Annotated in this window: 13 protein-coding genes; 7 read left to right on the top strand and 6 right to left on the bottom strand. The window is 72.3% G+C overall.

The features are described from left to right. Window positions 1-50: 50 nt before the first annotated feature. The 3 genes from ITJ40_RS04995 to ITJ40_RS04985 form a co-directional block, all read right to left on the bottom strand. Complete coding sequence (locus tag ITJ40_RS04995; protein WP_194666022.1) at window positions 51-899, bottom strand: glycosyltransferase; 849 nt, start codon at window positions 897-899, stop codon at window positions 51-53. Window positions 900-1069: 170 nt separating this feature from the next. Next, window positions 1070-2032, bottom strand: coding sequence for a glycosyltransferase (locus ITJ40_RS04990; RefSeq protein ID WP_194666021.1), 963 nt, complete (start codon window positions 2030-2032; stop codon window positions 1070-1072). Further along, window positions 2029-4248 carry a hypothetical protein gene (locus ITJ40_RS04985; RefSeq protein WP_194666020.1) on the bottom strand — a complete coding sequence of 740 codons (2220 nt, stop codon included), beginning with the start codon at window positions 4246-4248 and terminating at the stop codon, window positions 2029-2031. The genes ITJ40_RS04990 and ITJ40_RS04985 overlap by 4 nt, the downstream gene beginning before the upstream one ends. 272 nt (window positions 4249-4520) lie before the next feature. Between ITJ40_RS04985 and ITJ40_RS04980 the strand changes: the two genes are divergently transcribed. Genes ITJ40_RS04980 through ITJ40_RS04970 form a run of 3 tightly spaced genes read left to right on the top strand, consistent with a single transcriptional unit; the run spans window position 4521 to window position 7377 of the window. Next, window positions 4521-5375 carry a glycosyltransferase family 2 protein gene (locus tag ITJ40_RS04980; protein ID WP_194666019.1) on the top strand — a complete coding sequence of 285 codons (855 nt, stop codon included), beginning with the start codon at window positions 4521-4523 and terminating at the stop codon, window positions 5373-5375. Beyond that, window positions 5372-6403 carry a glycosyltransferase gene (locus ITJ40_RS04975; protein ID WP_370531994.1) on the top strand — a complete coding sequence of 344 codons (1032 nt, stop codon included), beginning with the start codon at window positions 5372-5374 and terminating at the stop codon, window positions 6401-6403. The genes ITJ40_RS04980 and ITJ40_RS04975 overlap by 4 nt, the downstream gene beginning before the upstream one ends. Further along, the gene (locus ITJ40_RS04970) at window positions 6400-7377 is read left to right on the top strand and encodes an NAD(P)-dependent oxidoreductase (protein WP_194666018.1); all 978 of its coding nucleotides are present in this window, start codon (window positions 6400-6402) and stop codon (window positions 7375-7377) included. Before ITJ40_RS04975 ends, ITJ40_RS04970 begins: the two co-directional genes overlap by 4 nt. A 33-nt stretch (window positions 7378-7410) precedes the next feature. Here the strand turns inward: ITJ40_RS04970 and rfbA are convergent, their stop codons facing one another. From rfbA to ITJ40_RS04955, 3 genes are read right to left on the bottom strand one after another with little or no spacing between them, the layout of a single operon-like run. Further along, entirely contained in the window at window positions 7411-8274 is an 864-nt protein-coding gene (gene rfbA / locus ITJ40_RS04965) for a glucose-1-phosphate thymidylyltransferase RfbA (protein WP_086520766.1), read from the bottom strand. Between the two features lie 3 nt (window positions 8275-8277). Further along, entirely contained in the window at window positions 8278-8883 is a 606-nt protein-coding gene (locus ITJ40_RS04960) for a dTDP-4-dehydrorhamnose 3,5-epimerase (protein WP_194666017.1), read from the bottom strand. Between the two features lie 25 nt (window positions 8884-8908). Further along, window positions 8909-9361 (bottom strand): GtrA family protein, encoded by a 453-nt coding sequence (locus ITJ40_RS04955; protein WP_194666016.1) that lies wholly within the window; start codon window positions 9359-9361, stop codon window positions 8909-8911. Between the two features lie 180 nt (window positions 9362-9541). On the opposite strand from ITJ40_RS04955, the gene rfbB reads away from it, so the two are divergent. The 4 genes from rfbB (at window position 9542) to ITJ40_RS04935 (ending at window position 13076) form a co-directional block, all read left to right on the top strand. Next, window positions 9542-10531, top strand: coding sequence for a dTDP-glucose 4,6-dehydratase (gene rfbB / locus ITJ40_RS04950; protein ID WP_194666015.1), 990 nt, complete (start codon window positions 9542-9544; stop codon window positions 10529-10531). Further along, window positions 10528-11382 carry a dTDP-4-dehydrorhamnose reductase gene (gene rfbD / locus ITJ40_RS04945; RefSeq protein WP_194666014.1) on the top strand — a complete coding sequence of 285 codons (855 nt, stop codon included), beginning with the start codon at window positions 10528-10530 and terminating at the stop codon, window positions 11380-11382. Before rfbB ends, rfbD begins: the two co-directional genes overlap by 4 nt. 94 nt (window positions 11383-11476) lie before the next feature. Further along, on the top strand, window positions 11477-12346 hold the full coding sequence (locus tag ITJ40_RS04940; RefSeq protein ID WP_194666013.1) for an ABC transporter permease: 870 nt from the start codon (window positions 11477-11479) through the stop codon (window positions 12344-12346). After that, entirely contained in the window at window positions 12330-13076 is a 747-nt protein-coding gene (locus tag ITJ40_RS04935; protein WP_194666012.1) for an ABC transporter ATP-binding protein, read from the top strand. Before ITJ40_RS04940 ends, ITJ40_RS04935 begins: the two co-directional genes overlap by 17 nt. The last annotated feature ends 86 nt before the right edge of the window (window positions 13077-13162 follow it).

Here is a 13162-nt window from a genome sequence, read left to right as displayed (position 1 = left end):
GGGTGGCGCCCGACGGGCGCTCGACGGGACTGGTCAAGGGTAACGGGGGATCAGGCGCGGGCCTGCGGGACCGTCCGGTCGCGCGTGATCAGGCGACGGTACAGCCCGCGGCGGACGGCCTCGGGGATGAGGCGGTAGCTGCCGCGGACGAGCACGTTGCGGAGCGCCTGCGAGGGCGACGTGAACCGGCGGCGGCGGAACTCCCGCTGCAGGCGGAGCTCGGCGACGAGCTGCGCGACGCCGCCGCGGCGGGCGTAGGCGCCCGCGCTCACGCGGTACATGACGAGCGGGTCCGGGAGGTTCTCCACCCGCGCGCCCGACTGGATCATGCGGGCGAAGAGGTAGTAGTCCTCCATCAGCCCGAGCGGGAGGTAGCCGCCGGCCCGCTTCACCGCGGCCCGCCGGTACACCACGGTGGGGTGGTTGAACGGGTCGTGGAACCTGGCGTAGCGGGAGATGGCGTCGGCGCCGACGGGAGGGGTGCGGCGTCCGGCGATGGTGCCCACCTCGTCCGCGAACTCGTACATGCCGGTGCCGACCAGGTCGAGGCCGTCCGAGATGAGCGCGAGCTGGCGGGCGAAGCGCTCGGGGAGGCTGATGTCGTCGGCGTCCATCCGGGCCACGACGTCGTGCGAGCAGGCCTCGAGCCCGCGCTCGAGGGCGTAGGCGAGGCCCATGTTGCGCGGCAGCTCGACCGTGACCACGGGCACGGGCGACGCCTCCGCGAGCTCCGCCATGGTGCGCGCCAGCTCGGCGGACACGGGTCCGTCGCGGACGACGACGACCTCGTCCGGCCGGAGTGCCTGGTCGTCGACGCTGCTGCGGAACGCCCGGCGGAGGAAGTCGGGACGGTCGCCGCGGTACACGGGGAGGAGGAGCGAGAAGGCCTCGGTGGGCACGGGTCCTCCATCATGTTCCGTGCTGCGTGCGCAGCGGGGCCGTCGGTGCCGGACGGACGGCCGGGCGGGCCGGGGCGCGTCGAGCACCAGAGTCTACCGGGAGCACGGCGGGTGTCCCGGCGGCTGTGCGGCCCCGCAGCCGCCGCGCCGGGCGATCCGGCGCGGGGCGCTCAGGCGCGATCGGCGCCCGCCTCGATGCGGCGCACGCCCTCGGTGATGCCGCCGAGGCCGGCGAGGACCTCCGCGGCAGGGCGGGGACGCCGCCGGAGGCCCTGGCGCACCCCGTCGACCAGGCCGCGCACCAGCAGCGGCCGATCCGCGGACCGGGCGATCGTGCGCGCCCAGCTGACGAGCGCCGCGCCTCCGTAGAGCACGCGCTCGCCGGGCGAGAGCGCGCGGGAGAGCCGGAGCATCCAGATCTTGTTGCGCACCTCGAAGACGAAGCGGGCCCCGGGATCCACGTCCGTCGACCCGAACGTGCGCGTGCGGTGCTCCACCGTGCTCCCGTGCACGAGGTACCCGCGACCACGGCGCAGCAGGCGCGCCGAGTACTCGAAGTCGTCGTTCCAGAGGAAGTAGTCGGCCATCGGGAGCCCGTGGGCGCGGATGGCGTCGGCCTCGATCATCATCGACACGAACGACGCCGTGCGGACGGGGGTGCAGCCGCGCCGGGCGGCGCGCGCGATGCTGGCGCGGCTCGCCGACGGCCTGGTGCGCGGCGTGTTCATGGGGTGCGGCCGGCCGTCCGTCCAGCGCACGGCGGACGCGAGCACGACCGTGCCGCGCGGGGCGGCGGAGCGTGCGCGCAGCAGCCCCTCGAGCGCGGACGGATCCGGGACCGTGTCGTCGTCCATGAGCCACACGAGCTCCGCGTCGTGGACCGAGAGCGCCCGCTCGATGCCCGCGGTGAACCCGCCTGCGCCCCCGGTGTTCGTCGGCAGCGTCGTGAGCGCGACCTCGGGGAAGCGCTCGCGGATGACGTCGGCGGACCCGTCGGTCGAGGCGTTGTCGATGACGACCACCTCGTGCAGCGGCACGGTCTGCGCGGCCAGGGCCGCCAGCGTCTCGACGACGAGCTCCCGCCGGTTCCAGGCGACGACGACCGCGACGACGCGCGGCGGCAGCGCGCTCATCGCGCGGTCACCCGGCGGCGGCGACGGCGCACCACGAGGCGGCCGATCGCCCACGCCGCCGTGAGGAGGATCACGAGCGCCGCGGACACGACCTGCACCTGCCATCCCGGGCTCCAGAACGACACCGTGACCGTCTTGCCGACATCCGCCGCGGAGACGTCCACGCCCAGCAGGAAGCCGTCGACCGGCTTCGCGCGCAGCTCGGCGCCGGACACCTGGTAGCCCGGCCACGGGATGAGGGCGAGGGCGACCGTCCCGCCGTCGGCCGGGGCGGCGTCCACGCGGAAGGTGGATCCCATCGGGTCGTCGTGCAGCAGCGTCACCCGCGTGCCGTCCGACGACCACGCGATGCCGCCGGCGCCCGTGAGCGGCGTGTCGCGGACGATCGTGCGCGTGGTCGGGGTGTCCTCCACCACGCTCCAGCCGGACGGGACGTCCTCCCAGTCGCTGCGCGCGACGGCCTTCGCGGGGTCGCTCCCCCGCTGGGCCTTGATCACCTGCACGGTGCTCGCGCCGATGAGGTCGATGAGGTCGACCCCGGTGTCGGATCCCTTCACCGGCTGGAACAGGCGCTCGTACAGGGCGCCGCAGGTGAGCCCGTTGAACTGCATGCAGACCTTGTTGCCGTAGCCCGGGTAGTAGACGGAGGAGTACGCGTTCTGGACCGGCTTGCCCGTGACGTACCAGGAGTTGCCGAGTAGGGTCTCCGCGTAGTCGGTGGTCTGCGGGAAGCCGACGACCAGGATGTCGCCCTCCGCGCGCGGGAGCTGCGTGCTGTAGGCGCTGACGTCCGCGGGGAGGTCGTACGTCTCCAGCGGGGACCTCGGCGAGCGGTAGTGCTGCGGGACCAGCAGGGCCACGGTGCCGACGATCGCGACGACGGCCATGGCCGCGGACCGCGATCGGCCCGTGGCGCGTGCACGGTCCGCGACGCGGCCGACGACGGCGGGCCCGCGACGCGGGCGCCAGCCGACCGCGAGCGCGTACACGAGGAGGACGAGGGCGCCGACGAGCACGACGGCGACGAACGCGGGCTTGACCGCGCGCGGATCCTGCGTGAGGAGCAGGGCCCCGTTCACGGCGACGATGGCCCACGCGGCGTAGAGGTGGCGACGCGTGAGGACGCGGCGCATGCTGCGCGAGAAGCCGAGCGCGAGGACGATGAGGATCACGGTCGTGAGGTACGGGACGATGCGCACGGGGTAGCGGAGCGGCCCGATCTCCGACGGGGCCAGCACGCCCGCGATCGCCGCGACCCCGATGATCAGCAGCGACGGGCGGCGGACGAGGAGCGCCCAGAGGCGGCGCCAGTCGATGAGCACCAGCAGCGGGACGAGCCACGACACGTAGGTGATGGGCGCGCCCGGGATGGTGCCGTTGTAGTAGTCCATGAACGGGCTGCCCATGGGCATCCCCGAGATGGCCAGGTCGCTGAGGTCGACCGTGAGGAAGCCGTCGTTGCCGATCGAGTTGGACCGCCCCGACACGGACGAGGTGAGGACGCCGGGCAGGTGGACCAGGATCGCGAAGAGCCCGGCGATCACGGAGAGCCCGAGGGCGCGCAGCACCTCGGGGCGGCGGCGGCGGATGAGCGCCTCGACGAGCAGCGCGCCGAGCGCCGCGGCGAGCATGAGCGTGGCGGCCGCGTACCCGATGCCCACCACGGTCACGGCCGCGAGGACCGCGCCGACCGGATTGGCGCCGAGGCGCACGACGCGCCGCGAGAGCCCGACGGCGAGCGGCCAGAACGCCCAGGCCATGAGGCCGTTGACCCAGGAGGGGGCGTCGAAGTAGAGGGTGAAGCCGGCCAGGGGCACGGCGGTGGCCACGACCGCGGCCCAGGGACGGGTCACGCTGTATGCGCGGGCCAGCACGTAGAGGCCGGCGGAGGCGATGGCGAGGCAGACGAGCTTCACGATGGTCGAGTAGAGGGCCGCGTTCGACATCAGCTGCGATCCGAGGCCGACGGCCCACAGGAAGGGGCTGTAGATGCCCCACGCGCCCTCGGCCTGGTAGTTGCCGGACTGCCACACGGTGGGGTTCAGCAGGGACCAGTTGCCGTCGAGGATCCGCCGGCCGATCTCGAACCACTGGCCGTAGGCCCCGGCCTCGGTGTCGTTCACGAAGTAGTAGCCCGTGAAGAAGAGGATCGGGATGATCGCGCCGACCACCGTGGCGGCGACGGCGGCGGTCGGCCACAGGAGCTTGCTGCGCATGGGGAGAGGAGTCCGTTCGTCGTGTGCCGCCCGGACCGGCTGGGTCGGCTCGGGCGGGACTCACCCTAACGCCTGGCTCCTCCCGGCCCCGTGACCACCACCCGGTGCGCGCGGCGGCCTCCCGGGTCGCGGGCGGGCGCCGTGAGAGGATGGCCCCCGTCCGCACGCGCACCGCGGTCGCCCACGGTCTCCGTCGCACGTCGCACGATGACGTGCACCGGGTGGGGCTCGACCCGGGCGCGTCCCCTCCTGCCCCGCCGAAGGAGAGCCACGTGGCCCCACGCGTCTCGATCGTCATCCCCGCATACAACAACGCCGACTACCTCCAGGAGACGGTGGACTCCGTGCTGGCGCAGACCTTCACCGACTTCGAGGTCGTGATCGCGGACCACTCCTCCACCGACGGGACGTGGGACGTGATGCAGCGCTACGCCGACGAGCCGCGGGTCCGCCTGCTCCGCACCGACGCGGGCGGCGGGGCCCTCCGCAACTGGAACCGCGTGAGCCAGGAGGCCCGGGGCGAGCTGATCAAGCTGGTCTGCGGCGACGACCTCCTCTACCCGACCATCCTCGAGCGGCAGGTGGCCGAGCTCGACGCGTCGCCGTCGGTCGTGCTCGTGGCCTCGCCGCGCGACATCGTCGACGCCGACAGCCGTCCGGTGGTCCGCGACCACGGCGTCTCCGGATCCCGCATCGCCGTCTCCGGCGCCGCGGCCGTCCGCCGCACCATCCGCTCGGGCACCAACATCTTCGGCGAGCCGGGCTGCGTGCTCATGCGCCGGGCCGACCTCGAGGCCGTGGGCTGGTGGGACTCCCGCTGGCCCTACCTGATCGACGAGACGACCTACGCCAAGGTGCTGCTCCGCGGGGACTTCGCGTCCGTCGGGCCGAAGGCCCTCGCCGGGTTCCGCATCTCCGACTCGCAGTGGAGCGTGCGCCTCGCGGGCGAGCAGGCCAGCGCCGCCGCCGGGTTCCACCGCTGGGTGCTCGAGGCCCACCCCGGCGTCGTCTCGCGGGCCGACGTCCGGATCGGCGACACGATGGCCCGGGCCAAGGCGCTCTCGCGACGGCTCGTCTACCTCTACCTCGGACGGCGCATGTCGCGCTCGGCCGGGAGCGCCGCGTGAGCGCCGTCGAGCCGCGGGACGCGGGGGCCGACGTGATGCCCCCCGACCACTCCGTCTCCGTCGTCATCCCCGTGTACCAGGGCGAGCTGACGCTCGAGGCGCTGATCGCGGAGATCCAGCCGTTCACGGTCCCGCAGATCACCCGCGACGGCCACAGCTACGCCGTCACCGAGGTGCTCCTCGTCTTCGACAACGGGCGCGACGGATCGCCCCGCGTCCTCCGCGAGCTCAAGCGCCTGCATCCCTTCGTCCGGCCCATCTGGCTGAGCCGCAACTTCGGGCAGCACGCCGCCACCCTCGCGGGCATGGCATCGTCGGGCGGCGACTGGATCGTCACGCTCGACGAGGACGGCCAGCACGACCCGGGCTTCATCCCCGACATGCTCGACGTGGCCATGCGCGACCTCGCGTCGGTCGTCTACGCGAAGCCGACGAACACGCCGTCGCACGGCCTCCTGCGGAACGTCGCGTCGCGCGGCGCGAAGGTCGTCCTCAACGCCATGTCCTCCGACCAGGACGCCGAGCAGTTCCAGAGCTACCGGCTCGTGCTCGGCTCCGTCGGCCGCAGCGTCGCCGCCTACGCGGGGTCCGGCGTGTACCTCGACATCGCGCTCGGCTGGGTCGCGAACCGCATCTCGACGTGCGACATCACCCTCCGCGACGAGGGCGAGCGGCAGTCCGGCTACTCGCCCCGCCGCCTCTTCTCGCACTTCTGGCGGATGGTGCTCTCCAGCGGCACCCGGGGCCTGCGCGCCGTGAGCGTGCTCGGGGCGCTCTTCCTCGTGGTCGCGCTGATCTTCGTGATCGTCATCGTCGTCAGCCGCCTCACCGACAACTCGGTGCCCGCGGGCTGGGCGTCGACCATCGTCACGATCCTCGCGTCGAGCGGCATCATCCTGTTCTCCCTCGGGATCATCGCGGAGTACGTCGGCGTCTCGGTCGGCATGGCGCAGGGCCGGCCCGCCTACCTGATCGTGCGCGACCCCCTGGACGGCCCGCACGGGCGTCCGCCGCGCGGACACGTATGACGGCCGCCGTCCCCGTCTGGGTCATCGGCGCGCGCGGCCTCCTCGGCGCGTCCCTGCTCGACGCCCTGACGGCGGATCCCCGGTGGGCGCCCGTCGCGGCCCGGCCGCTGCCCTGGGCGAGCGCGGACGAGTCCGCGGTGCGGACGGCCGCGCGCGCCGAGGCGGAGCGGCTCCTCGACGCGGGCCGCGCGGCCGGTCGCTGGGCCGTCATGTGGTGCGCGGGCGCCGCGGTCACCGGCAGCACGCGCGCGCAGCTGGACCACGAGCTCGGGCAGCTCGAGGCCGTGCTGGACGAGATCGCCCTGGCCGCCGCGGTCGCACCGACGCCGGGCGGCGCCCTGTTCTACTCGTCGTCCGCGGGCGGCGTGTACGCGGGGGCGGCCCGGCCGCCCTTCACGGAGGCGACGGAGCCCCGGCCGCTCGCGCCCTACGGGGAGGCGAAGCTCCGCGCGGAGGGCCTCGTGCGCGCGTTCGGCGAGCGCGCCGGCGTGCGCACGCTCATCGGGCGCATCGCGAACCTGTACGGACCGCGCCAGGCGGTCGGCAAGCCGCAGGGCCTCATCACGCAGCTGGCCCGGGCGAACCTGTCGCCCACGCCGGCCTCGATCTACGTCCCGCTCGAGACGGTGCGCGACTACCTCTACGCCGACGACTGCGCCGGCCTCGTGCGCGACGCGACCGCGCGCCTGCTCGGCCTGCCGGCGGACACCCACGTGGTGAAGATCCTGGCGTCCGGGCAACCGGTCACCATCAGCGCGCTCCTCGGGCACTTCACGGCGCTCGGCAAGGCGCGTCCGCACGTGATGCTCGGCCTGTCGCCCCTCGCCGGCTACCAGGCGGTGGACCTCCGCCTCGAGAGCGTCGTGTGGCCGGACCTCGACGAGCGCGACACGATGCCGCTGCCCGCCGGGATCCACATCACGGCGCAGGCCCTCATCTCGGGCCTGCAGTCCGGCGAGCTCACCGCCCGCTGACTCGAGACGCGCTGACGCGAGACGACCCGGCCGCTACGCGTCGAGCAGCGTGACGAGGTAGCGCCCGTACCCGCTCTTGATGAGCGGGCGCGCGAGCTCCTCGAGAGCGTCGCGGTCGATCCAGCCGGCGCGGTACGCGATCTCCTCGATGCAGCCGATCTTGAAGCCCTGGCGGTCCTCGATGACCTTCACGTACTCGGAGGCCTGCATCATGCTCTCGAACGTGCCGGTGTCGAGCCACGCGGTGCCGCGGTCGAGCACCTGGACGTGGAGGCGCCCGGCCTGGAGGTAGTGGTCGTTGACGGCCGTGATCTCGAGCTCGCCGCGCTCGCTCGGCTGGATGCCCTTGGCGATCTCGACCACGTCGTTGTCGAAGAAGTAGAGGCCGGGCACCGCGTAGGCGCTCTTCGGCTGCGCGGGCTTCTCCTCGATGGAGACGGCCGTGAAGTCCTCGTCGAACTCGACCACGCCGTAGGCCGTGGGGTCGGCCACGTGGTACGCGAAGATCAGCGCCCCGTCGATCTCGGTGTTCTTCCGCAGGCTCGTGCCGAGGCCCGCGCCGTGGAAGATGTTGTCGCCGAGGACGAGCGCGACGGAGTCGTCGCCGATGAACTCCTCGCCGATGACGAACGCCTGCGCGAGGCCGTCGGGCGAGGGCTGCACCGCGTACTCGATGCGCATCCCGAGGTGCGAGCCGTCGCCGAGCAGGGCCCGGAACTGGTCGTTGTACTCGGGCGTCGTGATGATGAGCACCTCGCGGATGTCCGCCATCATCAGCGTCGACAGGGGGTAGTAGATCATCGGCTTGTCGTAGATCGGCATCAGCTGCTTGCTGATGCCCTTCGTGATCGGCCAGAGCCGGGTGCCGGAGCCGCCGGCCAGGATGATGCCCTTCATGGGTCAGCTCACCTTCTGCGAGTCGTGGAAGGCGCGCATGTCCGACCAGGTGGGGAGGAGTCCGGCGGCCGCGGCCTCGGCCAGCGTCGGGGCGTCGGTGTCCTTCGGGGAGAGGAGCGGCTCGCCCGCCTCCTCGGGGAAGACGAGGCCGATCTCGGGGTCGAGCGGGTCGATCCCGTGCTCGGCGCCCGGGTTGTAGACGTCGCTCACGAGGTAGGTGACGGCCGCGTCGTCGGTCAGCGCGACGAAGCAGTGGCCGAGGCCCTCGGAGATGTAGACGGCCTTGTGCGTCTCGGTGTCGAGCCGCACGCTGTCCCACTGCCCGAAGGTCGGGGATCCCACGCGGATGTCGATGACGAAGTCGAGCACGGCGCCGGACACGGCCTTCACGTACTTGGCCTGGCCGCGCGGCACGTCGGCGAAGTGCACGCCGCGGACGACGCCGCGCTTCGAGACGCTCATGTTCGCCTGGCGCAGGTCGAGGCGGTGGCCGACGACCCGCTCGAGCTCGTCGAACCGGTACCACTCGAGGAACACGCCCCGGTCGTCGGCGCGCTGGACGGGGGTGATCTCGTAGCCGTCGGGCACGGCGAGCTCTCGGATCTGCACGGGTCGGAGTCTAGCAACGCACCCATCAGCGGCCGGGGTCGCCGTCGGCCCGCGGACGCCGGAACGAGAACCAGCGGTGCCCGACGTAGCTGATGAGGGTGATCACGACCACGATGAGCGCCTGGGCCAGGAGACGCGGGACGCCGGATGCGACGAGCAGCGGTAGCGAGACGGCGTTGAGCGTGATGGACACGGCGTACACCGACACGAAGCGCGCGAGGTCGCGCAGCACGTGGCCGCGGACGCGGAACACCAGCCGCCGGTAGAGGAGGAACGCCACGAGGATCGCGACCGCGTAGCTGCCGGCGAGGGGCACGAGCGATCCGAGCACCGGGAGCCCCGCCGCGTCGAGCGCCCGTCCCGCGGTGGCGGCCAGCCCCGCGAAGAGGAGGAACGCGAAGGCCGTGTTGAACCCGCCCACGAGGAGGAAGGCCACGCGCTCGTCGCGGAGGAGCGCGCGGATGCGGGAGACGGCCATCCCCGCATCCTGCCCGTCGCCGGATCCGGATCCGCCGCGCGACCCGCGCCTCCCCCGCACGGGGACATGGCCACGCGGCCCGTCGCCGGTACACTCGCAGGCGGTCCGCCCCCGACAGCAGCGGACTCTCCCCCGACGTCGGCCCACCCGCCCGGCGTCTCGACGACAGGACGTATCCCCATGAGGATCCTCGTGACCGGCGGCGCCGGCTTCATCGGCTCCAACTTCGTGCGCCACGCGCTCCAGGACCACTACGCCGGGCTCGAGGGCGCCGACGTCGTCGTGCTCGACGCGCTCACCTACTCGGGCAACCTCGAGAACCTCGCGCCCGTCAGCGACTCCCCGCGGTACACGTTCGTCCACGGCGACATCCGCGACGACGCCGTCCTCGACGAGTGGATCCCGCAGGTCGACGCGGTCGTGCACTTCGCGGCCGAGAGCCACGTCGACCGCTCCGTCCGCGACGCGAGCATCTTCGTGGAGACCAACGTGCTCGGCACGCAGAAGCTCCTCGACGCCGCCCTCCGCCACGACCTCAAGCGCTTCGTGCACGTGTCGACCGACGAGGTGTACGGATCCATCGCCGAGGGCTCGTGGGACGAGGAGCGGCCGCTCGAGCCCAACTCCCCCTACTCCGCGTCGAAGGCCGGCAGCGACCTGCTCGCCCGCTCGTACCACCGCACGCACGGGCTGAACGTCTCGATCACGCGCTGCTCGAACAACTACGGGCCGTACCACTTCCCCGAGAAGGTCATCCCGCTGTTCGTCACGAACCTCATCGACGACGAGCACGTGCCGCTCTACGGCGAGGGCCTCAACATCCGCGACTGGCTGCACGTCGACGACCACTGCCGCGGCATCGCGCTCGTGCTCGTGCAGGGCGCGCCCGGCGAGATCTACAACATCGGCGGCGGCACCGAGCTCACCAACCGCGAGCTCACGCAGCTGCTGCTCGACGCCACCGGCCGCGACTGGTCGTACGTGGACCGCGTCGAGGACCGCAAGGGCCACGACCTCCGCTACTCCGTCGACATCTCCAAGATCCAGCGCGAGCTCGGCTACGCGCCGCAGGTGCCGTTCGAGCAGGGCCTCGCCGACGTCGTGCAGTGGTACCGCGACAACCGCGCCTGGTGGGAGCCGCTGAAGGCGCGCGCCGAGCTGCCCGCGTGAGCCGGATCCTCGTCACCGGCGGGCGCGGCATGCTCGGGCAGGACCTCCTGCCCGCCCTCGCCGCCCACGACGTGACGGCGCCCGCGCGCGCCGCGCTCGACATCACCGACGAGTCCGCCGTCCGCGCCGCCGTGGCCGGGCACGACGTGGTCGTGAACCTCGCCGCGTACACCGCGGTGGACGCGGCCGAGGAGCACGAGGACGAGGCGCGCGCGATCAACGCGACGGGAGCCGGCGTGCTCGCGCGCGCCGCGGCGGAGGCGGGCGCGCGCATAGTGCACGTCTCCACCGACTACGTCTTCGACGGATCCGCGACCTCGCCCTACCCGGAGGACGCGCCCCACGCGCCCGTCTCCGCCTACGGCCGCACCAAGGCCGAGGGCGAGCGCCTGGTGCTCACCGGCCACCCGGACGGCGCGAGCGTCGTCCGCACCGCATGGCTGTACGGCGCGGGCGGGCCGTCCTTCCCCTCGACGATGCTGCGGCTCGCCGCGTCGCACGACACGGTCTCCGTGGTCGACGACCAGCGCGGCCAGCCGACCTGGACGGTCGACCTCGCGGCGCGCATCGTGGAGCTCGTCGACGCCGGTGCGCCCGCGGGCGTGTTCCACGGCACGGCCACCGGCGAGACGACCTGGTTCGCGCTCGCGCGGGCCGTCTTCGCGGAGGCGGGACTGGATCCGGAGCGCGTGCGACCCACCGACAGCGCCTCCTTCGTGCGGCCCGCTCCCCGTCCCGCGTACTCCGTGCTCGGTCACGACGCCTGGCCCCGCGTCGGCCTCGCGCCGCTCCGCGACTGGCGCGCGGCGCTGTCCGACGCCGCCGCGCACGGCGTCCTCCGGGCACGCTGACAGTTACACTCGTGTCCGGTCCGATCCCGGACGCCGCAGCCGAACCCGCTCCGCGCCTCGCGCGAGCCCCACGCAGTCCGAAGGGCACCACCACGTGTCGAGCATGACGACCTCCCACTCCCGGGAGTTCTCGAGGCCCGGCACGGGCGCGGGGCTCCTGGACGTGTACCGCCGCCGCTACCTCCTCTCCCTCCTCGTGAAGAAGGAGGTGCAGGTCAGGTACCGCGGATCCGTCCTCGGCTGGCTCTGGTCGTACGTGAAGCCGGCGGCCCAGTTCGCCGTGTTCTTCGTGGCGATGGGCGTGTTCCTGCAGCTGAACCGCAACCAGGTGAACTACCCCGTGTACCTGTTCTCCGGGATCATCCTCATCAACTTCTACACGGAGGCCTTCTCCAACTCCACGAAGTCGCTCGTGGACAACGGGGCGCTGATCAAGAAGATCTACCTGCCGCGGGAGCTGTTCCCGGTGTCGAGCACGTTCGTGGCGCTGGTGAACTTCCTGCCGCAGCTCGTCATCCTGCTGATCGTCTGCCTCCTCGTGGGCTGGGCGCCCACCCCCGTCCAGGTGCTCGGCATCTTCCTGGCCATCGCCATCATCGGCACGCTCGCCATCGGCCTCGGGATGCTGTTCGGGGCGGCCAACGTGTCGTTCCGCGACTCGCAGAACTTCGTCGAGCTCATCGTGATGGTGGTCGTGTGGGCGTCGCCCGTGCTCTACCCCTACGCCCAGGTCGCCAAGGTCCTGCCGGACTGGCTGCTCGTCGTCTACCAGCTCAACCCCGTCACCGCGGCGGTCGAGCTGTTCCACGCCGCGTTCTGGTACCCCACCACGGGCGGCACGGGCGAGCTCCCGCCGAACCTCTGGGTGTACGGGTTCATCGCCCTCGGCGTCTCGCTCCTGAGCCTCCTGCTCGGGCAGCTCGTGTTCAAGAAGCTGGAGGGGCGCTTTGCCCAGGACCTCTGAGTCGGACGCGCTCCCGCGCATCATCGTCCGGAACGTGCGCAAGTCGTTCCTGCTCCGCCACACGCACTCCATCAAGGAGACGGTCATCGCGGCCGTGCGGCGCAAGCCCCTGGCCTCCACGTTCGACGCGCTCGCGGACGTGAGCTTCGAGGTGCGGCCCGGCGAGTCCGTGGCCCTCATGGGCTTCAACGGATCCGGCAAGTCGACGCTGCTGAAGCTCATCTCCGGCGTCTACCAGCCCGACAGCGGCGACGTGCTCGCGCGCGGCCGCATCGCGGGCCTCATCGAGGTGGGCGCGGGGTTCCACCCCGACCTCTCCGGCCGCGAGAACATCTACCTCAACGCGGCCATCCTCGGCATGAGCCAGGAGGAGATCGACGCGCGCTTCGACCAGATCGTCGAGTTCAGCGAGATCGAGAAGTTCATCGACACCGAGGTCAAGCACTACTCCTCGGGCATGTTCCTCCGCCTCGCGTTCTCGGTCGCGATCCACACCGAGGTCGACATCCTGCTGGTGGACGAGATCCTCTCCGTCGGCGACGAGCCGTTCCAGCGCAAGTGCCTGGCGAAGATCCGCGAGCTGCACGACGCGGGCAAGACGCTCGTGGTCGTCAGCCACGACCTCGACATGGTCTCCGACCTCTGCGAGCGCGGCATCCTCATCAAGTCGGGCCACGTCGAGTTCGACGGGCCGTCCAAGGAGGCCGTGGAGCGGATGCGCCAGGGCTGACCCCGGGCGCTCCTCCCCGATCCCGGGCGCCGCGTCGGTACGATGGTCCTCCCGCGGGCCGACCCGACACCCGCGCGATGGAGGAC

Source organism: Clavibacter sp. VKM Ac-2872, from assembly GCF_015351105.1.
Lineage (GTDB): Bacteria > Actinomycetota > Actinomycetes > Actinomycetales > Microbacteriaceae > Clavibacter.
This window is presented reverse-complemented; position numbering and strand designations above follow the sequence as displayed.